The sequence below is a fragment of the Sphingomonas sp. genome (assembly GCF_045810705.1).
In the GTDB taxonomy this organism is placed as follows: domain Bacteria; phylum Pseudomonadota; class Alphaproteobacteria; order Sphingomonadales; family Sphingomonadaceae; genus Sphingomicrobium.
On sequence record NZ_JBJMVI010000019.1, the window covers coordinates 29,455 to 50,866 of the forward strand.

Annotated in this window: 26 protein-coding genes; 16 read left to right on the plus strand and 10 right to left on the minus strand. The window is 64.8% G+C overall.

Annotated features, from left to right (window positions below; all coding sequences use genetic code 11):
• Window positions 1–5: 5 nt before the first annotated feature.
• Window positions 6–1,565 (plus strand): MDR family MFS transporter, encoded by a 1,560-nt coding sequence (locus ACJ8FR_RS09625; protein ID WP_407828415.1) that lies wholly within the window; start codon window positions 6–8, stop codon window positions 1,563–1,565.
• A 125-nt stretch (window positions 1,566–1,690) separates the two neighbouring features.
• A complete protein-coding gene (locus ACJ8FR_RS09630; RefSeq protein ID WP_407828416.1) occupies window positions 1,691–2,014 on the plus strand; it encodes a hypothetical protein in 324 nt (107 codons plus the stop codon).
• Between the two features lie 21 nt (window positions 2,015–2,035).
• Here ACJ8FR_RS09630 and ACJ8FR_RS09635 read toward each other — a convergent pair whose 3' ends face one another.
• Window positions 2,036–2,938 carry a LysR substrate-binding domain-containing protein gene (locus ACJ8FR_RS09635; RefSeq protein ID WP_407828417.1) on the minus strand — a complete coding sequence of 301 codons (903 nt, stop codon included), beginning with the start codon at window positions 2,936–2,938 and terminating at the stop codon, window positions 2,036–2,038.
• Window positions 2,939–3,172: 234 nt separating this feature from the next.
• Here ACJ8FR_RS09635 and ACJ8FR_RS09640 point away from each other — a divergent pair, with 234 nt between their 5' ends.
• Together ACJ8FR_RS09640 and ACJ8FR_RS09645 are read left to right on the plus strand one after the other, a co-directional pair.
• Window positions 3,173–3,448 (plus strand): DUF167 domain-containing protein, encoded by a 276-nt coding sequence (locus tag ACJ8FR_RS09640; RefSeq protein WP_407828418.1) that lies wholly within the window; start codon window positions 3,173–3,175, stop codon window positions 3,446–3,448.
• 13 nt (window positions 3,449–3,461) lie between these two features.
• Entirely contained in the window at window positions 3,462–4,457 is a 996-nt protein-coding gene (locus ACJ8FR_RS09645; RefSeq protein WP_407828419.1) for an aldo/keto reductase, read from the plus strand.
• 9 nt (window positions 4,458–4,466) lie between these two features.
• Here ACJ8FR_RS09645 and ACJ8FR_RS09650 read toward each other — a convergent pair whose 3' ends face one another.
• From ACJ8FR_RS09650 to ACJ8FR_RS09665, 4 genes are all read right to left on the minus strand, one after another.
• The gene (locus ACJ8FR_RS09650) at window positions 4,467–4,946 is read right to left on the minus strand and encodes an SRPBCC family protein (protein WP_407828420.1); all 480 of its coding nucleotides are present in this window, start codon (window positions 4,944–4,946) and stop codon (window positions 4,467–4,469) included.
• Entirely contained in the window at window positions 4,943–5,266 is a 324-nt protein-coding gene (locus tag ACJ8FR_RS09655) for an ArsR/SmtB family transcription factor (RefSeq protein ID WP_407828421.1), read from the minus strand. The genes ACJ8FR_RS09650 and ACJ8FR_RS09655 overlap by 4 nt, the downstream gene beginning before the upstream one ends.
• A 49-nt stretch (window positions 5,267–5,315) precedes the next feature.
• Complete coding sequence (locus tag ACJ8FR_RS09660) at window positions 5,316–7,286, minus strand: energy transducer TonB (RefSeq protein ID WP_407828422.1); 1,971 nt, start codon at window positions 7,284–7,286, stop codon at window positions 5,316–5,318.
• Between the two features lie 77 nt (window positions 7,287–7,363).
• Window positions 7,364–8,611, minus strand: a complete 1,248-nt coding sequence (locus tag ACJ8FR_RS09665) for an amidohydrolase family protein (RefSeq protein ID WP_407828828.1) — start codon at window positions 8,609–8,611, stop codon at window positions 7,364–7,366.
• A gap of 312 nt (window positions 8,612–8,923) precedes the next feature.
• On the opposite strand from ACJ8FR_RS09665, the gene ACJ8FR_RS09670 reads away from it, so the two are divergent.
• From ACJ8FR_RS09670 to ACJ8FR_RS09695, 6 genes are all read left to right on the plus strand, one after another.
• The gene (locus ACJ8FR_RS09670) at window positions 8,924–10,504 is read left to right on the plus strand and encodes a hypothetical protein (RefSeq protein WP_407828423.1); all 1,581 of its coding nucleotides are present in this window, start codon (window positions 8,924–8,926) and stop codon (window positions 10,502–10,504) included.
• Window positions 10,505–10,618: 114 nt separating this feature from the next.
• Complete coding sequence (locus ACJ8FR_RS09675) at window positions 10,619–10,951, plus strand: ArsR/SmtB family transcription factor (RefSeq protein ID WP_407828424.1); 333 nt, start codon at window positions 10,619–10,621, stop codon at window positions 10,949–10,951.
• Window positions 10,948–11,394, plus strand: coding sequence for an SRPBCC domain-containing protein (locus ACJ8FR_RS09680; RefSeq protein ID WP_407828425.1), 447 nt, complete (start codon window positions 10,948–10,950; stop codon window positions 11,392–11,394). Before ACJ8FR_RS09675 ends, ACJ8FR_RS09680 begins: the two co-directional genes overlap by 4 nt.
• The gene (locus ACJ8FR_RS09685; protein ID WP_407828426.1) at window positions 11,387–11,941 is read left to right on the plus strand and encodes an SRPBCC domain-containing protein; all 555 of its coding nucleotides are present in this window, start codon (window positions 11,387–11,389) and stop codon (window positions 11,939–11,941) included. The genes ACJ8FR_RS09680 and ACJ8FR_RS09685 overlap by 8 nt, the downstream gene beginning before the upstream one ends.
• 5 nt (window positions 11,942–11,946) lie before the next feature.
• Window positions 11,947–12,093, plus strand: a complete 147-nt coding sequence (locus ACJ8FR_RS09690; RefSeq protein ID WP_407828427.1) for a hypothetical protein — start codon at window positions 11,947–11,949, stop codon at window positions 12,091–12,093.
• Window positions 12,053–12,823, plus strand: coding sequence for a DUF899 domain-containing protein (locus ACJ8FR_RS09695; protein WP_407828428.1), 771 nt, complete (start codon window positions 12,053–12,055; stop codon window positions 12,821–12,823). Before ACJ8FR_RS09690 ends, ACJ8FR_RS09695 begins: the two co-directional genes overlap by 41 nt.
• Before the next feature lie 57 nt (window positions 12,824–12,880).
• On the opposite strand, the gene rpsI is transcribed toward ACJ8FR_RS09695, so the two are convergent.
• Both rpsI and rplM read right to left on the minus strand, forming a co-directional pair.
• Window positions 12,881–13,468, minus strand: a complete 588-nt coding sequence (gene rpsI, locus ACJ8FR_RS09700; RefSeq protein ID WP_407828829.1) for a 30S ribosomal protein S9 — start codon at window positions 13,466–13,468, stop codon at window positions 12,881–12,883.
• The gene (rplM, locus tag ACJ8FR_RS09705; protein ID WP_407828429.1) at window positions 13,465–13,944 is read right to left on the minus strand and encodes a 50S ribosomal protein L13; all 480 of its coding nucleotides are present in this window, start codon (window positions 13,942–13,944) and stop codon (window positions 13,465–13,467) included. Before rplM ends, rpsI begins: the two co-directional genes overlap by 4 nt.
• Window positions 13,945–14,415: 471 nt before the next feature.
• On the opposite strand from rplM, the gene ACJ8FR_RS09710 reads away from it, so the two are divergent.
• Window positions 14,416–14,715 (plus strand): hypothetical protein, encoded by a 300-nt coding sequence (locus tag ACJ8FR_RS09710; protein WP_407828430.1) that lies wholly within the window; start codon window positions 14,416–14,418, stop codon window positions 14,713–14,715.
• Here the strand turns inward: ACJ8FR_RS09710 and cutA are convergent.
• Entirely contained in the window at window positions 14,712–15,038 is a 327-nt protein-coding gene (cutA, locus tag ACJ8FR_RS09715) for a divalent-cation tolerance protein CutA (protein ID WP_407828431.1), read from the minus strand. The genes ACJ8FR_RS09710 and cutA overlap by 4 nt on opposite strands.
• On the minus strand, window positions 15,035–16,081 hold the full coding sequence (locus ACJ8FR_RS09720; RefSeq protein ID WP_407828432.1) for a COX15/CtaA family protein: 1,047 nt from the start codon (window positions 16,079–16,081) through the stop codon (window positions 15,035–15,037). Before ACJ8FR_RS09720 ends, cutA begins: the two co-directional genes overlap by 4 nt.
• 117 nt (window positions 16,082–16,198) lie before the next feature.
• Here ACJ8FR_RS09720 and ACJ8FR_RS09725 point away from each other — a divergent pair, with 117 nt between their 5' ends.
• The 3 genes from ACJ8FR_RS09725 to ACJ8FR_RS09735 all read left to right on the plus strand — a co-directional run bounded on the left by ACJ8FR_RS09725 (window position 16,199) and on the right by ACJ8FR_RS09735 (window position 18,171).
• The gene (locus ACJ8FR_RS09725) at window positions 16,199–16,816 is read left to right on the plus strand and encodes a hypothetical protein (protein WP_407828433.1); all 618 of its coding nucleotides are present in this window, start codon (window positions 16,199–16,201) and stop codon (window positions 16,814–16,816) included.
• A 470-nt stretch (window positions 16,817–17,286) separates the two neighbouring features.
• Entirely contained in the window at window positions 17,287–17,658 is a 372-nt protein-coding gene (locus tag ACJ8FR_RS09730) for a MerC domain-containing protein (RefSeq protein ID WP_407828434.1), read from the plus strand.
• Between the two features lie 48 nt (window positions 17,659–17,706).
• Entirely contained in the window at window positions 17,707–18,171 is a 465-nt protein-coding gene (locus tag ACJ8FR_RS09735) for a Fur family transcriptional regulator (protein ID WP_407828435.1), read from the plus strand.
• 46 nt (window positions 18,172–18,217) lie between these two features.
• On the opposite strand, the gene ACJ8FR_RS09740 is transcribed toward ACJ8FR_RS09735, so the two are convergent.
• Window positions 18,218–19,000, minus strand: coding sequence for an SDR family NAD(P)-dependent oxidoreductase (locus tag ACJ8FR_RS09740; protein WP_407828436.1), 783 nt, complete (start codon window positions 18,998–19,000; stop codon window positions 18,218–18,220).
• Between the two features lie 110 nt (window positions 19,001–19,110).
• Between ACJ8FR_RS09740 and ACJ8FR_RS09745 the strand changes: the two genes are divergently transcribed.
• Together ACJ8FR_RS09745 and dxs are read left to right on the plus strand one after the other, a co-directional pair.
• Entirely contained in the window at window positions 19,111–19,431 is a 321-nt protein-coding gene (locus tag ACJ8FR_RS09745; protein WP_407828437.1) for an ArsR/SmtB family transcription factor, read from the plus strand.
• Window positions 19,432–19,467: 36 nt separating this feature from the next.
• Window positions 19,468–21,390 carry a 1-deoxy-D-xylulose-5-phosphate synthase gene (gene dxs / locus ACJ8FR_RS09750; RefSeq protein ID WP_407828438.1) on the plus strand — a complete coding sequence of 641 codons (1,923 nt, stop codon included), beginning with the start codon at window positions 19,468–19,470 and terminating at the stop codon, window positions 21,388–21,390.
• Window positions 21,391–21,412 lie beyond the last annotated feature (22 nt).

The following is a 21,412-nucleotide window of genomic DNA, read 5'->3' on the forward strand; positions in this document are numbered from 1 at the left end:
CACCGATGGCCGAGACTCCGGCCCATGTCGCAACGCACCCGCTGCCGCGCGGTCAGCGGCTGATCGTCACCGTCGGCGTGATGATGGCGGTGCTGCTGCAGGTGCTCGACACGACCATCGCCAACGTCGCGCTACCGCACATGCAGGCGAGCCTCAGCGCCACGCAGGACACGATCAACTGGGTGCTGACGAGCTATATCGTCGCTTCGGCGATCGCGCTGCCGATCAGCGGCTGGCTCGCCGACAAGATCGGGCGCAAGCGCCTGCTGCTGATCTCGGTCGCCGGCTTCACCATCGCCTCGGTGTTGTGCGCGACGGCGACGTCACTCACTGAAATGGTGCTGTTCCGCGCGCTCCAAGGCATCAGCGGCGCATTCATCGTCCCGCTGGCGCAGGCCACATTGTTCGACATCAACCCGCGCGAGAAGCACGGCCAGGCGATGGCTTTGTTCGGCGGCGGGGTGATGATCGGGCCGATCCTGGGGCCCGTGCTCGGCGGGTGGCTGACCGACAATTACAATTGGCGCTGGGTGTTCCTGGTCAATCTGCCAGTCGGAATCCTGTGCTGGCTGCTGATGGCCCGCTTCATGCCCAAGACCCAGACGCACCAGCGCCGGTTCGATATGTTCGGCTTCGCGCTGCTGGCGCTGGCGCTGGCGGGGCTGCAGCTGTTCCTCGACCGCGGCGAGCAGAACGACTGGCTGTCGAGCTGGGAGGTCCGGCTCGAGCTTGGCCTGGCCATCGCCGCAACCTGGATGTTCGCCGTGCATATGGTGACCTCCAAGCATCCCTTGTTCGAGCGGGCCATGTTCGCCGACCGCAATTTCGCGACCGGCCTCTTGTTCATGGCGGTGACCGGCATCCTGCTGCTCGCCGGCCTCGCGTTGCTCCCGCCGCTGCTTCAGACGCTTTACGGCTATTCGGTATTGCAATCGGGGTTCCTGACCGCGCCGCGCGGCGTCGGCACCTTGATCTCGATGCTGATGGCGGGGCGCTTGGTGGGCAAGGTGGATTCGCGCCTTCTGGTCGGTATCGGCGTATGCCTGATGGGCGCGTCGCTCTACATGATGACCGGATTCGCCATCGACCAGCCGTCGGGGCCGGTCATTCAAAGCGGCGTGGTTCAGGGGCTCGGGCTGGGCCTGATCTTCGTGCCGCTTCAGAGCCTCGCATTTGAGACCCTGGCGCCGCGGATGCGGACGACCGCGGCCGCGCTCCTTAACCTGTCGAGGAACATCGGCGGATCGGTCGGAATTTCGGTGGTCAGCACGCAGCTGGTGCGGATGACGCAGGTCGCCCACGCCGACCTTGCCCACAACATTACCGAGCAGACGATCCCGACGCTCGACCCCACGGTCCTCCAGACGATCTTCCCGGTCGCGGGGCCGGCGGCGCTCGCCTACATCAATTTGGAAGTGACGCGGCAGGCGCTGTTCATCGCCTATCTCGACGACTTCAAGCTGATGATGATCGTCACTTTCGCCGTGCTTCCGCTGCTTCTGTTCATGAAACGCGGCAACCGCGTCGGCACCGGCGGGCCGCCGCAGCACGCGGCCATGGATTGATTTTCCGCATGCAACGTTTGCATCGGCGGCTCTGCCCTTTGCATTTGCCCGCGCGAGGTGTTTCAGGGACAATCAGCGGCAGGAGAGGAGCGAAGTGACGGCCGACCTTTGACAAGGAGGCTGACATGCTCCGGATTACGACGCTCGCTGCGATTACCATTGCCGCCACGCAGCCGGCTATTGCCGCTCCCGCGATCCAGTACGGGCAGGGCGCCGGCGAGCGCTTTGAATATACGACCGGGCTCCGCGCCAACGGAGTCCTTCACATCACAGGGGTCCTGCTCGACTCTCGCGAGCCGTTCGTGCTTGACGTCACGCCCAAGGGCCATGTCGACGGCACGTTTGGGGACACTCGCGTCGAGTACGACGTCGGCAAGGGGGCCCGTGACCGCGCAGCCGCGCAACTCGGCGAAGGCCCGGCCCTCGCCAGCGCGGACACGCACAATTGAGATTCGGCTAAAGCCGGGCGGTCATCCCGCGGCCGCCCGGCGCGGAGCCTCCTCGGCACTGCCGAAATGCTCGAACAGCCAGTCATGGAAAAGCCGCACGGGCCGCCGTTCGAGCGCGGCAGGGACGCAGGCAAACCAGTATGTGTAGGGACTCTCCGCCGCGTGTCCGAACAGCTGGACCAGCCGATCGTCAACTGAACGGCTGAGGTGGCTTTCCAGCATGAAGGCCACTCCAAGGCCTCCGGCCGCTGCATCGAGGATGAGCTGACCGGCATCGAAGTAGCTTGTATCCGCCGGTTCGAGGCCGGGCATGCCGATGGCCTTGCGCCAGGTGTTGAACAGGTCCGGCATGTCGCGGTGGAGCAGAATGGGGACGCGCTGCAAGTCGGCGGGTTCCCTGACATCCGAAAGCCGGCGAGACCCGATCGCGACGACGCGCCCCCTTTCCAGCCTGCGCGCATAGAGCCGGTCGTCGATCCGCTCGCTGATCGCGATCGCGGCATCGGCGCCCTCCGAAAGAAGCGAGATGCGGTTGGGTGCGGTTTCGACATCGATGGTCAGGTTCGGGTGCCGCGCCCGCAGCAGCGGTAGAGCCGGCATCAGCCGCTGCGATGCAAACAGCGACGGCACCGCGATCCGAAGGCGCATTGAATTGGGCGGAGTGCTGACGCGTTCGACCGCGAGGGCCAGAGCATCGACGTGCGGCTCGATCTCGGTGAGAAAGGCGGCACCCCGTGTGTTGACTTCGACCGAGTTGTGCTGGCGATCGAACAGCGGCGCCCCGACGAACTGCTCGAGCGACTGGATTCGGCGGGTCAGCGCCGGAGAGGAGAGGGCCAGCGTCTCGGCCGCAGCTTTCAATGAGCCCAGCCGAGCCACAGCCACGAACGCCTGTATCGATCCCACCGGCGGGAGTCTGCGCACCGCGATCGATCTCCTGATTGTGCAGTGCACAATCTAGGGTGTGATTTGGCGTGGGCAAGAAAAAACGGGGGCCCTCCCGGGAGAGTGGGAAGGCCCCCATGACCATTTGCAGGGTCGAGGAGAGGAGCTGCAGAGCGGCCATGCCTTTGCTGGACCATCACCGGTTTTGCTGCAACTGCGAATAGGTTATTCGCGTGTGCAACATCTGCAACCCGGCGTAATGAAGCCTGGGCGATGGCCGATATTCTTCCGATTCGAGTGACTTCGCGCTCCGCCAAGCCTGGGGTCGGCGGCTGGCGTGTAGGTGCGGACGGGCGTGACCAGCTTGAGGTCAGGGTGGCCGAAGCCCCGGCCGATGGCGCCGCCAATGAAGCGGTCGTGAAGCTCCTAGCCAAGGCGCTTCGGGTCAGCCGTTCCGAACTGTCGATTATTTCCGGACCGACATCTCGTCACAAGCGCGTCGCGATCCCATTTGATGTCGCGGAGGCGCGGGCGCGGCTCGGTACCTAAGAAGGAGAACAATATGTTCCAGGTCGGCAAACGGCGTCTTGGTAGGAACGGCCCCGAGGTCTCGGCGATCGGGCTCGGCTGCATGGGCATGAGCGAATTCTATGGCGCCGCCAGCGACGAGGAGTCGATCGCGACCATCCACCACGCGCTCGACCGCGGAGTGAATTTCCTCGACACCGCCGACATGTACGGCGTCGGCCGCAATGAGGAGCTGGTCGGCCGCGCAATCCGCGACAGGCGCGACCAGGTCTTCCTCGCGACCAAGTTCGGCAACGTTCGCGGCCCACGCGGCGAGTTCCTCGGCGTCAAGGGTGACCCGGCGTACGTCCGCTCGGCGTGCGAGGCGAGCCTCAAGCGCTTGGGGGTCGAAGTGATCGACCTCTATTACCAGCACCGCGTCGACGCCAACGTGCCGATCGAGGACACGGTCGGCGCGATGGCGCGCCTCAAGGAGCAGGGGAAGATTCGCTTCCTCGGGCTGAGCGAAGCCGCGCCGCGGACGATCCGCCGCGCCGCTGCCGTCCACCCCATCGCCGCGGTCCAGACCGAGCTGTCGCTGTGGAGCCGCGACGCCGAGGCCGAGGTGCTGCCGACCGTGCGCGAGCTCGGCATCGGTTATGTCGCTTATTCGCCGCTCGGCCGCGGCTTCCTGACGGGGCAGATCAAGTCGCCCGACGATTTTCCGGACGACGATTTCCGGCGCTTCCACCCGCGCTTTACCGGCGAGAACTTCGCCAAGAACATCGCGCTCGTCCGCGAGGTCGAGGCGATGGCCAGGGAGAAGGGCTGCACGACCGCACAGCTCGCGCTCGCCTGGGTGCTCGCCAAGGGCGAAGACGTCGTCCCGATCCCCGGCACCAAGCACCGCAAATATCTCGACGAGAATATCGGCGCGCTCGAGATCAAGCTCAGCGGCGACGACCTCAAGCGGCTGGACGAGATCCTGCCGCCGGGCGCCGCCGCCGGCCCGCGCTATCACGAGCGCGGGATGGAAACGGTCAACCTCTAGCTGAGGTCGCTAGCGCTCGGCCGCGGCCTTGTAGAGGTCGAGCAGCATCCCCCAGCCGCCGTCCATGCTCTCGAGCATCTCGACGGCGTCCGGCCCCATGCGCTCGAGGTCGCGGTGCTCGAAATCGACGCGGGTGCCGCCGTCCTGCTCGGTGAACAGGATCTCGACCGTGGTCTCGAAGTCGGGATCGTAAGCGAACTCGCGCGTCAGCTGCCAGGCGAGGACGAGGCGGCGCGGCGGGTCGTAGGCGATCACGCGGCCCCACGGGTGCTCCGAGCCGTCGGCGCCGACTTCGTACCAGCGGCCGCCGGCGCGGGGCTCGATCACGACGTCCTTCTGCGTGGTTCCTTGCGCGACGCTGTGCTCCTTGTGCCACCAGTCGCCCATTCGGGAGTCAAAGACGGCAAAGGCGCGGTCGACCGGCGCGTTGACGGTGATGGTCTTGCGGATTGCGGCGGGTGCGATGCGCTGCTGGGCAAGATCGTTCATTGGTCGTCCTCCTGTTCGGCAAGCTGCTTGAAATTGTCGAGCGAGCGCTCCCAATGGCGGTTGAGCCAGTGGCGAAGCGGCCCGAGTCCGCTGGGGTCGATGCGATAGATCCGGGCAGTGCCGCGCGGCTCGTCGGCGACCAGCCCTGCTTCCTTGAGCACCTTGAGGTGCTGGGACACGGCCGGGCGGCTAACCGGCAATTGCGCCGCAAGTGCACCGACGCTTTGCGGCGCGGCGGCAATGCGCTCGAACACAGCCCGGCGGGTCGGGTCGGCAAGCGCGGCAAAAGCCCGGTCGTCCATGCGCGTTTCGTAAGTCATCGCTTACGGTAAGTCAATGCTTACCGCACGACCTTCCAACCTCTGAGCCCTAACTGACCTTGTCGGACAGCTCCGGCGCCAAGCGCGGAAGCGAGAAGTCGTGCTCGCCTTCCAGCCGCCAGACGATCGGCTGATAGACACCGTCGCAGGCGACTGCCTTGCCGCCCTTCCTCGGCGCCGTGTAGCGGACCGTCGCAAGTCCCTTCGCGCTCGGTTCGTCGAACAGCCCCGACGGAAGCGAATAGACGATCCGCCGGCGGGCGACATTCCCGGAGGGTGAAAGAGCGAAGTCGAACATCACGGCTCCCTCCTGCTCGCCGGCAATGAAGTCTTCGGGATAGTCCTTGTACGAGAATTTCTGATCGAGCAGCGCGGGCTCCGCATCGGTCCTGGCGCAAAGGTCGTTCGGCAATCCAGCAGTTGAAATCGTGACGACGGCGTCCCGCTTCAGTCCAAGCGTTCGTTGCGCCTGTGCAAGCATCAGCAGCCACGCCTGGCGTTCGCGGCCGGTCAGCGAGGCCGCATTTGGCTTCAGATCGACCACGAGTTGCGCATAGGGAGCCGGCCAATCGCCATGGAAGCTGTTCGTGCCTTCCGCGATCAGTTCGCGCGCGAAGTTGATCGGGATGCGCAAAAGGAAAGTTCGAAGCACATCCTGCATGGCCGAGAGCTGCGCCGGGTCATCGGGCGCAGTCTCGGCGGCTTGTTCGTAGCTGACCCGAGATTCGACGGTCTGCGCCAGCCACTCTGGTGCCGCAGCTTGTCTCATTCCGCCTGCGATCTGCTTGCTGAGATCGGAGAGCTGTCCGGGCAAAACAGTATCGCCAGCACTGGCGCGGTTTTCGAGCAGGATCATCATCTGCCAGCGCGGGACGATCAGAAGCGGGCTGGACTGGCCGAAGCGAGTGGCGAGGGTATTAATGCGCTCGGCGATCGCGTTCAGATGCCTGTCCTCGGCATCGTACGAGGCCGAGGCGGGATAGAGGCCCCGCTCGACGAACCAGTCAAGCAGCGGGTCGTACATCGGCTTGGACGCGAAGTAGGGATGGACCGAGCTTCGGCACGCCACCGTGAAAACCGTGCCCAAGGGTTTGAAGCCATCCGCCTCCATGATTGGGGCGTTACCAGCGAGCGAGTCCGCGAACGGCACCACGGCCTCGGTCCGGCTGGCCGCGATAGGGAGCAGCTCCAGCGTCGCATAGGGGCCGGCGACGTAACCGAAAATCACATAGTCGGACTGGGTGATCCCGCGGTCCCCGCATATCGGTAATTGAGCGCTCAACGCCGAGCTCGCCGAAAGCGATAGCCCGTTGCTGGCGATCAGCATCGCCCGCTCCGCGGCTTGATCATGACGCGCGGCGGCCAATCCCGCGCGAAGCGTCGCGACGTGGAGCGTCGCAAGATCGCTCAGCGGGGCATAGAGCGCGTCCGCCCAGGCTTCATCCGCGAGCCGCTCGGCCGTCTGCCGGTCGCCGGTGAGAGAGGCGGAGGCAGCCAGCAAATATTTGGCGCGCCAGCGCTCCGCGGTCGGAGCGCCTCCGGCTATAGCGCCCAACTCGGGACGAACGGCCGAAGGATTTTCGGGCAGCAGCTGGCGAGCGATCCCGAGCGTGGCGCGGCGCCGCCCGCTATCGCTATCGGCTGTCGCAGCGGCTTCGCGATAGGCGGCCAGCGCGGCGGCTCGATCGCCGCGTAGCTCCAGGGCGTGGCCATGAGCGAGTGCGGTTGCGGCGCGGAGCGTCCCTGGAAGCTCCTGGAGCGGTGCGCGATCGAGGTAGATCACTGCCGCTCCAGCCTCATGGGCAGCGAGGTAAAAGCGTCCGAAGAGTGCGTTGAGCAAGGGGTCGGGATGCGGTTTGCCGTCGGTAGGCGTGCGCTGTTCGATGAGCTTGTCTAGCGCCGCAGCTGCGTCGGCAAGGCGGGATCCAGCTAGCGCCTGCTCAAACTGCTGGACTTGAGGCGGCGGCGGCGATTCCGCCATCAAAGCGACGGCCGCAAGCGCCAGCACAACGGAACGCATAACTACCCCCTCTTTCGGCATTGAAACTGTAGCGGTGCGGCAAGGGTCTGCAAGTAGGTCGTCGACCTGCTTTGTCCCTATTGCCCGCGGATGACCGTCCCGCCTTTGATCACCAGCCGCACGTGCTCGACCGCTGAAACGTCCCGCGTCGGGTCGCCGTCGACGGCAACCAGGTCGGCGATGAGGCCGGCCCGGATCGCACCGCGGTCGGTCAGGTGCAGGATGCGCGCGTTGCGGGACGTGGCCGAGATCAGCACCTCGGCCGCGGGCATTCCGGCGCGCTGCATCGCCTCCATCTCGCGCCAATTCTCGCCGTGGGTGAACACGCCGACGTCGCCGCCCATGCAGATCGGAACGCCGGCCTTGATCGCCAGCTGGAACGAGCGGCGGTTTTGCTGAACGCTCTCGGGCGCCGGTTCCTGGCCGTTCCAGTGCTGGAAGTAGCGGGCGTAAGCCTCGGACGCGCCAAGCGTCGGGCAGAGCGCGATGCCCTTGGCCGCCATCGCCCGGAACACATCGGCCGTGCCGCCATAGCCGTGCTCGATCGTGTCTGTGCCGGCGCGGACCGCGCGCATCATCCCTTCGGCGGTGGTGGCGTGGACCGCGACGAGACGTCCGGCGTCGTGCGCGGCGGCGACTCCGGCGTCGAGCTCGGCCTGCGACAAAGTGGGTCGCGACGGCTCGCCCTTGCCCCAATGATAATCGGCGTAGAATTTGACGATGTCGGCGCCGGCGGCGACCTGGTCGCGCACCGCGCGGATGGTCTCGTCGACCCCGGCGACTTCCTGCGCGCCCTGCGGCACGGAGACGCCCGGCTCGAACCCCTTGGGGCCGTAGGCGCCACGGGCGACGATTGCCCTCGTCGAGACGAGCAGGCGCGGGCCGGGGACGATGCCTTGGTCGATCGCCTGCTTGAGGCCGACATCGGCGAAGCCGGCGCCCTCGGTGCCGAGGTCGCGCTCGGTGGTGAAGCCGGCGTCGAGCGTGCGCTCGGCCTGGACTACGGCGCGCGCGGTGCGCAGCGCAAGCGCCTCGTGCAGCACCTGATCGTCCCACAACGTCTCGTTGTAGGGGTGGAGGAACAGGTGCGAATGACCCTCGATCATGCCGGGCATCAGGGTCGCGCCGGGGAGGTCGATGACGCGCACGCCGGCTGGCGCGGCAAGGTTGGGCCCGACGGCGGCGATGCGATCGCCTTCGACCACGACCGACCAACCCTCGTGCGGCTGCGGGTTCACGCCGTCGAACACGCGGGCGGGGTGGAGGAGGAGGGTGTCGGCGAGGGCGGGGGCGGCCAGCAACAGGCCCAGCAGAAGGGCGGCCATGGCGCGAAAGTTCACTAAGTTCACCCCTCTACGCGTGCGCGCGAGAGAAGCCACGTCGGCCGTGAGCAAAGTTGGGGGAGCGAAGCGGCTGGTCATGGCCGATGTGGAACACAGATTGGGGTGAGTAGGAAAGTGGTTTTGCGCAAGGGATGGGGGATCGTTCGGTTCTGCCGTCGCTCAATGTCTGCTTTCGACCGTTACGGACATTATCCAGGCACTAACTAGAGATGGAAGGCGGCGTATTTGCGCTGGACAAGTGGCCGGCGGCCTCTAGCCTCGGTAATTGCCGGGTCGACGATTCCGGAAGGTGATATGGTTCAAGTACTCCGTTTCCTCGCCCGCGCCCTTTTGATTTCCAGCGCAGCCATTTGTAGTTCTGCGCTTGCGGAGACGTTGCCGCCGCTCGACACCATCATGACCGCAAAAGAGCAGCAGCTCTTCTCGGATTTTATCCAAGATCGATTGGTGAAGCTCGATCCGGACCAGCGTCAGGATATTTCTTCTCTAGACATAATGTTGGCGAAGGACTCCGAGCCCACTCAGTTCCGGGGATACTTACAGCTGCTGCGATCGGCCATCCTTCTTGACGCCAACCGCGGCGACGAGGCCAAGTCGGCCGTTGACGAAAGCGTGCGGCTCTTGCCCGGCTACAGCGGGCCATTGCTGCAAGCATTTGAAGTGTACGCATACTCGGATCGTCCTGGCGAGGCCGCCGATTATCTGCTCCGCGCGAGCGAAATCGACCCCGATGCTGTCAAGAAGATCGACGATTATGACATAGGAAATCTGACCCACCGATTGTCGGTAAATCGCGAGCGCAACCGCCTCGATGCTGTCGCAGCTAAATTATTGGCCATCGGCTGGACCGGGAAACAGATCGAAGGACGTTCCAATTTGGCGATCCTTGCGATCAAGCGCCGCGTCGCGGATGGCGACATCGCCGGGGCGCGATCCCTTGTCCCGGAGCTCGTCGTACCGGACCAGACCTACGCTCTTCTCGCCGACAATAGATATCGGGATCTATGGCCGGACCTCGAGAAGTGGGCAGGGCCGAGATTGGAGCGCCAGTGGGCAATCTATCTGGACGAAGCGCGAGCTCGATACTCCGCGAGTAAAGATATCGAACACATCATTCCTTATGTCGAAGCTTTGCGATCCGCGGGCAAGGACGAATTACTCATTTCTGAAACTCTCCCGCTTTTCTCTCGGAAAATAGACGTCGTGCGCGATCAAGACTTGATCAGCGTCTCAATATCGCTTGCGGCCGCATTGAGTCGGACGGGCCAGTGGAGTGACCTGCAGTCCATGTTCGACCGTGCTGAACAGGTTTGGCCTACGGATTCGCAGCCGAATGCCCTCAACTTGATCGCCAACCAAGCCCGTTTCCTTCTCTATCAGGATCGTCCGAACGACGCTGTGAAATTGATGGACCAAGCGATTGAACGAACGAGAAAGTGGGGTGACGTAATCAATTCCGACGCGACCGCCACGATGCACCTTTATAGGGCCTGTGCCCTTCATAGATTGGGCCGAGACGCAGACGCGGCGATATCAACGGCCGCGGCGATGACCCTAGCCGACGTGGATAGCATTGTGAGTTTAGAGCTCTGCCTAGGAAAGGAAGACGCGGCGCGAGGGATATTGGTCAAGGCGCTGGCCGCAGAAGAGAATAGAACTGCCGCAATCGGAATGCTGCAGATGCAAGCGTCTCCCCCATGCAAGAGCGGCTATTGCGCTGACATGCGCCAGCGCTGGACGCAGCTTCAGTCTGATCCGCAGGTCCTGTCGGAGTTGCGAAAATACGGTCGGGTGCTTCCGTTCAAAGTGAATGAAGCCGCTCAATTCGGCGGACGCCCAAAAGAGCCGCAAAAACCTGCCGTCCCCGTTGCCTGAGAGGCCGACTTTTCCGTCGGCCTCTAAGATCAGCTTTCCACCCACAGCGGACATTAGGCGCGATCGTTAAACCAATCGGTTGACAATCATTCGGCCCACGCCTAATTCAACCACATGGTTGAGAAACGACTCGATATCACCTTCCAGGCACTGGCCGATCCGACCCGGCGCGGGATGCTTGCGACCCTCGCGCTGGGCGAGAAATCGATCGGCGAGCTCGCCCAGCCGTTCGCGATGAGTTTCGCGGGCGCGTCCAAGCACGTCCAGGTCCTGGAAAAAGCGGGACTGCTGTCGCGGCGCAAGGTCGGCCGAACGCATCTGTGCAGCCTCAGGGCCGAACCTTTGGCAGAGGCCGAAAACTGGCTGAAGCAATGGGAACGGTTCTGGACCGTTCGTCTCGACCGCCTCGAAGCGGCGATCGAACGCGGCAAGGAGCAGGGAAAATGAGCGAGCCCGCGATCCTCACCGTCACGCGCGACATCGCCGCGCCGCCGAGCCAGGTGTTCGACGCCTGGCTCGATCCGGCGGTCGCGAGGCAATTCCTGTTCGCGACGCCCGACGGCGAGATCGTCCGCTGCGACATCGACGCACGGGTCGGCGGTCGGTTCTTCATCGTCGACCGGCGCGCCGACGGCGATGCCGAGCATCATGGCCAGTTCCTCGACATCGACCGGCCGCGGCGCCTGAAATTCCTCTTTCGCGGACCGCATACGCAAGAAGGCGAGTGGTCGACGGTGACCGTCGATTTTGCGCCTAGCGCCACGGGCTGCACGCTGACCCTGACGCACGAGATCCCGCCGGAGTGGGCGTCCTATGCCGAGCCGGTCAAGCGCGGCTGGACGATGATCCTCGACACGCTCTCGAACCAGATGGAGACGAACAATGGCTGAAGCTGCTGCGCAAATCCGCGTGCCGGTCGAAAGGATTGCGCCGGACACGATTCGCCTCGAGCGGCTGCTCGACGCGCCGGTCGAGACCGTGTGGCGCTACCTGACCGAAGCCGAGCTGCGGCAGCGCTGGTTCATGGGCGGGACAGACGCGACCGGCATCGGCGAGTTCGATCTCGTGGTCGATCACGACAAATTATCGGACGACGAGAATGTCCCGTACCCCGAGAGCTACGCCGCCTTCAAAGGCGCGGTGTGGACGGAGAAAGTGAGCCGCTTCGAGGCGCCGCGTCTGCTCGAGACGACCTTCCAGGGCGGCAAGAACGGCACCGTCACCTACGAGCTGTTCGACCAAGGCGAGAAAACGCGGCTGGTGCTGACGCATAGCGGGATCACGAGCGGCACCGGAGCCCAAGATTTCGGCACCGGCTGGAACTCGCACCTGACGGTGCTCGAGGAGCGGCTTGCGGGGCGCGGCGTGCGCAACTTCTGGGCGCTGCATGCGCAGTCGCGCGAGGCGGTCGTCAAGGCGCTCGGCGCGGAGGGCTGACCGCCATGTGCCCGCTGTGCCTCTCGACCGTGGCCTGGCTCGCGCTCGGCGGCGGATCGGCAAGCACTTTGGCCGCCGTGCTGATCGGCTTGAGATTGAAAGGGAATGACGATGGCGACGATTGCACCCGCGCACCGGACCGCGACGCGTGAGGAATGGCTCAAGGAGCGGCTCGAGCTGCTCACGGCGGAAAAGGAGCTGACAAGGCAGAGCGACGAAGTCGCGCGGCGGAGACAGGCGCTGCCGTGGGTGAAAGTCGACAAGGACTACCAGTTCGACATCGACGAGGGCAGCGCGTCGCTCGTAGACCTGTTCCAGGGACGTTCGCAGCTGCTCGTCTACCACTTCATGTTCGGACCCGATTACAGCGCCGGCTGTCCGTCCTGTTCGGCGATCGCCGACGGGTTCAACGGTATCGCCGCGCATCTTGCCAACCATGACGTGATGCTCTGGGCGGTTTCGCGCGCGCCCATCGAAAAGCTGCAGGCGTTCAAGCAGCGCATGGGGTGGAGCTTCCCCTGGGCGTCCTCGGACGACAACGGCTTCAACTCCGACTTCCACGTCTATGCGACAGAGGACCAGCAGCGGACCGGCGTCTATGAATATAACTTCCGGCCCGGAAGCCCGCTCGCGCCGTCGGTCGGCGAATGGCCGGCCAGGAGCGCGGCCCAGACCAACACGGACTTTCCCACCTATGTGCGGGAAAAGCCCGGAATGAGCGCCTTCGTGCTCGACGAGGGTGTGGTCTATCACACCTACTCAGCATTCGCGCGCGGGCTCGACGGTCTGTGGGGCGCGTATCAGTGGCTCGACCGAGCGCCGAAGGGCCGCAACGAGAATAGCTATTGGTGGCGGCACCACGACGCCTACGCGGCGGCATAAGGAGAGGGCGGCTGGGGTAAGCCCAACCGCCCTCCATTGCTTTGCCGTGACTGGCGGTTAGCGCTTCGAGAACTGGAACGAACGCCGAGCCTTCGCCCGGCCGTACTTCTTGCGCTCGACGACTCGGGGATCGCGGGTCAGGAAGCCTTCGCGCTTCACCGCAATGCGCAGGGCCGGTTCGAAGCGCGTCAACGCGGTCGAGATGCCGTGACGGACCGCGCCCGCCTGGCCCGACAGACCGCCGCCCTTGACCGTCGCTTCGACGTCATATTGACCCCGGCGATCGGTGACATCGAAAACCTGGTTGATGATCAGGCGCAGCGTGGGACGCGCGAAATAGACATCCTGTTCGCGGCCGTTGATGACGATCTTGCCCGAGCCCGGCTTGAGCCAGACCCGCGCGACGGCGTCCTTGCGGCGGCCGGTGGCATAGGCGCGGCCATATTTGTCGAGCTGCTGCTCGCGCAGCACCGCCTCGATCTGCGGACCCTGGGTCGATGCACCCTGGTCGTCGCCAGTCGCTGCGGCTTCGGCGGGCGCCTCGGCAGCGGCAGCCGGCGTCTCAGCCTCGGAAATGGCCGGAGTCTCGGCCTTGGGGCTGGTCAATTCGCCCAGATCGGAAAGGGATTTCTTGCCAGCCATTATGCGCCCACCTTGTTCTTGCGGTTCATCGACGCGACGTCGAGGACTTGCGGATTCTGGCCGCCGTGCGGGTGCTCGGCGCCCTTGTAGAGATGCAGCCCGCGCATCTGGTCGCGGCCAAGCGGCCCGCGCGGGATCATGCGCTCGACGGCTTTCTCCAGCACGCGCTCGGGGAAGCGGCCCTCGAGCACCTTGCCCGCGGTGATCTCCTTGAGGCCGCCGGGATAGCCGGTGTGCTTGTAATAGATTTTCTGGTCGTTCTTGCGGCCGGTGAAGCGGACCTTGTCGGCGTTGACCACCACGACATGGTCGCCGCAGTCGACATGCGGCGTGAAGCTCGGCTTGTGCTTGCCGCGCAGGATGTTGGCGACAATCGTCGCCAGGCGGCCCACGACCAGCCCGTCGGCGTCGATCAAATGCCATTTCTTCTCGACCTCGGCCGGCTTGGCCGACTTGGTCGTTTTCATCAGCGCCTTCATGGCCTGAAACCTCTTCCTAAATAGAAAAGCGGCACATAGGAGGTGCCGCCGTCGCACGGCTAATTGCGGGCGGAAGCCAAAAAGTCAAGGAAATCCGGGCTGTTGTCGACGGGTAAAATAATACCTCAAAACTGATCACGCGGGCGTAACAAGTGGAACGCCGCCGGGGTGCCCACCGTTTCAAAGCAACACGAAACGGGAGGAACGGTATGTATATCGGTCTTGGCGGATTGTTGATCCTGATCCTGATCCTGTGGTTGCTCGGGGTCATCTAAAAGCCACTGTCATTCAAGGCTCGCCCGCGGCGGCGCGTCCGTCGCGGGCGAGGTGCGTCCGGAGCGCTCGTGGACGAGGTCGCGGAAGCGCCAATCTAGGAACAAATTTGCCGCACGACCGCGTTGCCTCGCGGGTCGCGGAGCTTTAATCAGCGCCAGCCCAGACCCCTCCGATTCCCGCTGCCAGAGAGTTTCCGTGCCGAGACGCGTCAAGGATTTCATCGACATCAGCGAATTTACTTCGCTCGACGACCTCATCCGTTACCTCGAGACGATCCGCGACAATCTGCCGCCCGAGCACCAGGCCGAGCTCAAGATCCGCGGCGACGAAGTGTTCGGGCGGCGGCTGACGATCACTTATTTCCGCGAGCAGACGCCCGAGGAGGCCGAGCTCGAGAACAAATATGCCGCGGGCGAGAATGGCGCGACGATCGAGGATCTTCGCCGCAAGCTCGAGGACCTTCCCTACAAGCTCGGCAAGGCGAACGGCAGCTAGCGTTCGGTCTTCGTGACGCTGTCCTCGACCCAATCGGCGTAAGCGCCGAGGATATCGGCGATCGGCCAGGCGGTGACGCAGGGCACGTCATAACTGTGCAGCGCGGTGATGCGGGCGACGAGCAGGCCGCCGAGATCGTCGGTCGTCTTGAAGATCGCCGCGACCTCGTCGCTCGTCTCGACCGCGCCTTTCCAGCGGTAGATCGAGCGGATTGGGCCGAGGATATTGATGCAGGCGGCGAGGCGCTCCTCGACCATCGCGCGGCCGATGCGCTCGGCTTCGTCGGCGTCGGCAAACACGGCATAGACCGAGATGACGCTCATGCGCGCCGGCTCCCGAGCTCGTGCGCGCCCCAGGCTGTCGCGGCGACGAGCAGCGCCGCGGTCGCCTGGTGAGCGACGGCCAGCCAGATCGCGACGCCCGAAACAACCGTCAGGATGCCGAGCAGGATCTGTGTACCGAACGCCGAGTGGATGGCGATCGTCGCCGCGCGCCCACCTTCGAGCCTTTTGACCTGACGGGCGAACAGCACCAGCACGGCGACGACGACCCATGCCCACCAGCGGTGCATGAAATGGAGCAAGTAAGGGTCGTGCGTGAACGCGAAGCCGACGCCGCGCGACCAGTCGATCCCGTCGGGGAGGAAGCGGCCGTTCATGTCGGGCCAGCTGTTCGATACATAGCCTGCGCGGAACCCCGCGACCCACGCACCCAGCATCACCTGGATCGCGAGCGTGGCGAGCGCCAGCGCGCCCCAGCCCGTGGGCTGTGCGGGTCGGCCGTCCCGGTTTCGAAGGTCGAGCGCGGTCCAGATCAGCGCGGCAAACAGGAACAAGGCGAACAACAAGTGGGCGGAGAGGCGGTAGGGGCTGACTTCGGTGCGGCCCTCGAGCCCCGACATGACCATGAACCAGCCGACCGCGCCCTGCAGGCCGCCGAGGACGAACAGCGCCGCCAGGCGCCAGCCATAACCTTTGGGGATCGCGCGCCGCACCGCGAACCAGCCGATCCCGACGAAGAAGACCAGCCCGAGGATCCGTCCCAGCAGGCGGTGGACCCACTCCCAGAAGAAGATGAACTTGAAGCCGGCGAGGGTCATGCCGGCCGGGCCGGCGACCTCGCGATATTGCGGCGTTTGCCGATAGAGGCCGAAGGCGTGCTGCCAGTCGGCGTGGGTCAGCGGCGGGATGGCGCCGCTCACCAAATTCCATTGGGTGATCGACAGGCCGCTTTCGGTCAGGCGCGTGATGCCGCCGACGATGACCATGGCAAAAACGAGAGCGGCGACGGCGAACAGCAGGTTTGACAGCGACCTCGTCCGGACAGGGGTGCGGGCAAGGGTGATGGCTGGCGCGAAAGAGTCCATGGGCGAGCGAACGTGTTTAGGCGGCGTCCGGCTCCGGGCAAGCGAATTGCTATGCGACCTTTCGTTTCGTGCACGGAAGGTGCAGAATGGAGGCGCGCCGAAACGGAGTTGAAGCTTATGAACAAGCGTCATCTGGCCGCAATTCTGTTCATTTGCGGAGTGCCGGCGAACGCCGCTCCAAGCGTCGTCGTTCATCAACCGATCGACACACCTACCGAGCGGCAGGCGCTCCGCAAGCTGACGTTTTGCGTGGCGGAACGGCGTCCGCGGTGGGCCCATCAGCTGGTTTCCTACCCTTACCTTAGCGACGCACAGGCCAGTGCCGCAGCCGAGCTTGTCTCCGGCCGTGACAATTGCCTCGGCGCGCCCGAGGTCGCGGTCGCGTTTCGGATATCGGGAGTAGCCGGGGCGGTCGCCGAGTATTTCGTTCGCAGCGATCTGGGCACATCCGATCTCCGGAGAGTCTCAGCCGCGCTCGCCACCGCTCCCCCACTTAACGTCTCGGAGGATTTTGCGCTTTGCGTTGCGTCGCGCAATCCGGCGGCCGCGGTCGACCTTGTCCGGAGTGAGCTGGGGAGCGCGGACGAGATGCAAACCGCTTCGGCTCTCGCCAACGGCGTTCCATCGTGCACAATGCCAGGTGAGCGCGTCCAAGTTGACCTTCAGGCGCTGCGCGCGCTGATCGCGACCGCATTGTATCGCGCGGTCACCGCCTCGAGCTGGTCAAACGGTTAAGGACCAGCGCAATGTCGTTCTAGTGAGGAGGAGGAGCGTCGAGGTCCGCATTTCCGCGCCGTTCCTGTTCCATTTGGTTTTGGGCCTTCTGTTCATCACGTTGCCACTCTTCGGCAGTCTTGCAGACACGCGTCGTGAACCGTGATCCGGTGGGCGTGAGGACCCGGCAAACCCGTTTCCCCGTATCGTTCTTGAGTGGCGGAGCGGCCGCCGTCTGATCAGAATTAGCTGGATCGGTCGCGGCTATTGCGGCCTGTCCGAAAACCAGACACGCCGCGCCCGCGGCAAACGCTATGACCTTCATCCCCCGCATGATCTTTCTCCATGATCGATGCCGACTTATCGATCGTCGAGATTAGTACCAAGCGAGCCGGACTGCGACTGCTTTTCGGCGGCTCGAGCGGCGAGGGCGTAATTCCCTCGTATGATATATTGTATCTCCCGTGAGCGGCGGCTATGTGAGGGCGATGATGCAGCGATTCACAGCGGGCTCGCGCCTCGACCGGCTCGCCATGGGCCTCTCTGGCCTGTGCGCCGTCCACTGCGTCGCGAGCGTCGTGCTGCTGGGCCTGCTGGCGTCGGCCGGCGGCCTGCTCGGAAAGCCGATCATCCACGAGGTCGGCCTCACCCTGGCGATGATCATTGGCGCGGTCGCGCTCGGACGCGGTGTGCGCGACCATGGACTTGTCCTGCCCGCCGCCGTCGGCGTCGTCGGGCTCGCGACCATGGCCTATGCGATGACCCTGCATGAAACCGGCTATGAACCGGCGCTGACGATAATCGGCGTTCTCATCCTTGCGCTGGGCCACCGGCTCAACATGCACGCCGCCCGCCGAGTCTGATTTCTTGCCCGTGCCGCGGGCAAGGACTATTCCGCTCAAGCACCAATCATGACCAAGCACGATCACCAGCTCCATCAGGGCGACTCGCTGACCGCGGCGGCGCGCGAGCGGCTGACCCGCGAGGGCGAGCAGTGGACCAACATGCGCGCTGCGGTGTTCGAGGCCCTGGCGAGCTTCGCCAAGCCGGCCAGCGCCTATGATGTCGCCGAGCAAGTGTCGAAGGCACAGGGGCGGCGGGTCGCGGCCAACAGCGTATACCGGATTCTCGACCTGTTCGTGGCTGCGAACCTGGCGCGGCGGGTCGAAAGCTCAAATGCCTATGTCGCCAATCAACACCCGGCGTGCCTCCACGATTGCATCTTCCTCATTTGCGACACATGCGGGCAGGCGGTGCACATCGACGACGACAAGCTGACCGGCGGCGTGCGCGAGGCGGCGAAGAGCGCCGGCTTCTCCGCCCCGCGGCCGGTGATCGAAGTGCGCGGCACCTGCGGCGATTGCGGGGACGTTTAGCGGGCGCCGCGGTTTCGGTCGCGACGCCCTAATCGTGAACGTCGTCCTAGAGCTTGCTTCCGCCCGAGGCATCGATCACCTGGCCGGTGACCCAGCCGCTGTCCGGACCGGCGAGGAATCCGGCGACACGAGCGATATCGTCGGTTTGGCCAATGCGCTTCAAGGCCTGCATCTGCTTGACTTGAGCCTTTCCTTCGTCGGTGCCGATGAACCCCACGGCCATGTCGGTGTCGATCGCGCCGGGCGCGATGGCGTTGACACGGATGCCGCGCTCGCCGAGTTCCGCGGCCAGATAGCGGGTCAGCGTATCGACCGCGCCCTTGGTCAGGGCATAAGCGGCCGCTCCGGGGAAGAAGTTCCTGGCAACGATCGAGCTTGTGAAGAGGACGCGCGCATCGTCGGCCAGCGCATCAACCAGTCCGGAGGTCACCTGATAAGGTGCGCGGACGTTGACCGCGAGCAACCGCTCCAACCCGGATATGTCCTTTTCCCCAAGCGGCGCCTGATCGAGGATCCCGGCGTTGTTGACGAGGATGTCGAGCTTTCGGTTACCGAGCTTCTGCTTGACGTCGCCGACCAGGCGATCGGTCGATTCAACGTCCTCGAGATTGGCCGCGACCGCTTCGGCGGAGCCGCCGGCCTGCTCGATCTCGGCGACCAGCTCCTCAGCGCTTCGCGAAGACTGGTTGTAATGGACGAGTACGTGGGCACCGTCGGCGGCAAGGCGCCGGGCGATGGCGCGGCCGATCCCGCGCGAGGCCCCGGTGACAAGGGCGGTCTTGCCGGCGAGCGGGTTGGTGCGGGAAGGCGGGGTAGCGAAATCAGGCATGGGAAGGCTCCTTTTGTGACCGACGACACGTAGGCAGCCTGGTTCATTAGTTCAATATATCCGAATAAAGGAATATTTGAACTTTCGGCTTTTCCTTCTACATCAGTGCGATGGCCCCCTTCACGCATCCCAATCTGAACGACGTGCAGCTCGCCAGCGTGCTCCACGCCCTGTCCGATCCGACGCGGCTGGAGATCGTACGCCGGCTCGACGACGATCGCGGGAAGCGCGGCGAGGGCCTGGCCTGCAGCTGCGCAGCGCCAGAGGAACTGCCGCGTGCGACCATTTCGAACCATTTTACGATCCTGCGAAGCGCGGGGTTGATCGAGAGCCGCAAGGAAGGGACCAAGGTGATCAATCGCCTGCGACGGGGCGACCTCGACGCGCGCTATCCAGGCTTGCTCGACGCGGTCCTTGGCGCGGGCTCTTAATCGACACAAGCGGCGCGGGGGGTTAGGTAAGCGACCATGTCCGATCGCCCAGACACGCCCCTGCTCGATACCGTGCAGTTCCCCGCGGACTTGCGCGCTCTAAGCAAGGAGGACTTGCCGCAGATTGCCGACGAGCTTCGGCAGGAGATAATCTCGGCGGTCTCGGTGACCGGCGGACATTTGGGATCGGCGCTCGGCGTGATCGAGCTGACCGTCGCGCTCCATTACGTGTTCGATACGCCGAGCGACAAACTGATCTGGGACGTCGGGCACCAGGCCTATCCGCACAAGATCGTCACCGGGCGCCGCGACCGAATCCGCACGCTTCGGCAGGGCGGGGGCCTCAGCGGCTTCACCCGGCGCGCCGAGAGCGAATACGATCCGTTCGGGGCGGCGCACAGCTCGACCTCGATCTCGGCCGCGCTCGGCTTCGCCATCGCCAACAAGCTGTCCGAATCGCCGGGCCGCGCGGTCGCGGTGATCGGCGACGGCGCGTTGAGCGCCGGCATGGCCTATGAGGCGATGAACAATGCGGCCGCCGCGGGCAACCGGCTGATCGTCATCCTCAACGACAACGACATGTCGATCGCCCCGCCGGTGGGATCGCTGAGGAATGCGCTCGCTCGGCTGGTCAGCTCGGGCAAATATCTGACGCCTCGCAAATTGGCGCAGAAGCTCGCCAGGGCGATGCCCGAGCCGCTTCACCGCTCGATGCGGCGGATGGAGGAATATGCGCGCGGCATGGTCACCGGCGGGACGCTCTTCGATGAGCTTGGTTTTTACTATGTCGGGCCGGTCGACGGGCACGACGTCCGCGCGCTGGTCGAGGTGCTCGAGAACGTCCGCGACGCGGACGAAGGCCCGATGCTGGTCCACGTCGTCACCAAGAAGGGCAAGGGTTACGCGCCGGCGGAAAATGCCGCCGACAAATATCATGGCGTGGTCAAGTTCGACGTCGTCTCGGGCGTGCAGGCGAAGGCCGCGGCCGGCGCGCCGAGCTACACCAGCGTCTATGCCAAGGCGCTTTTGGGCGAGATGGCGCGCGACAAGAAAGTCGTGGCGATCACCGCCGCAATGCCGTCGGGCACGGGCCTCGACAAGGTCGCGGAAGCATTCCCCGATCGCGTGTTCGACGTCGGCATCGCCGAGCAGCATGGGGTGACCTTCGCCGCCGGGCTGGCGGCTCAGGGCTACCGGCCGTTCGCGACCATTTATTCGACCTTCCTCCAGCGGGCCTACGATCAGGTGGTCCACGACGTCGCCATCCAGAACCTGCCCGTGCGCTTCGCGATGGACCGGGCCGGGCTGGTCGGCGCCGACGGTGCGACCCACGCGGGGAGCTTCGACCTCGCCTACCTCTGCACCTTGCCGAACTTCGTGGTGATGGCGGCGGCCGACGAAGCGGAGCTGTGCCACATGGTTCACACCATGGCGCTGCACGACAGCGGCCCGAGCGCGGTCCGTTACCCGAGGGGCGAGGGCAGGGGCGTGCCGCTGCCGGTCAAACCGCAGGCGCTGGAGATCGGCAAGGGGCGCATCGTCCGAGAGGGCAAGACGGTCGCCATCCTGTCGCTGGGAACGCGGCTCGAGGAAGCCGAGAAGGCCGCCGATGAGCTCGAGGCCAAGGGCCTGTCGACCACGGTCGCCGATCTGCGCTTCGCCAAGCCGCTCGACAGCGCGCTGATCCGGAAATTGCTGACCACGCACGAGGTCGCGGTGACGGTCGAGGAAGCGTCGATCGGGGGCTTGGGCGCGCATGTCCTGACGCTCGCCAGCGACGAGGGGCTGGTCGATGCGGGCCTGAAGATCCGAACGATGCGCCTGCCTGACGCGTTCCTCGAGCATGACAAGCCCGAGAAGCAATATGACGAGGCGCGCCTGAACGCGCCCCACATCGTCGAGACGGTGCTCAAGGCGCTGCGCATCAACAGCGCCGGTGTCGAAGAGGTGCGGGCTTAAAGGCCCTTCACGTAAATATTTG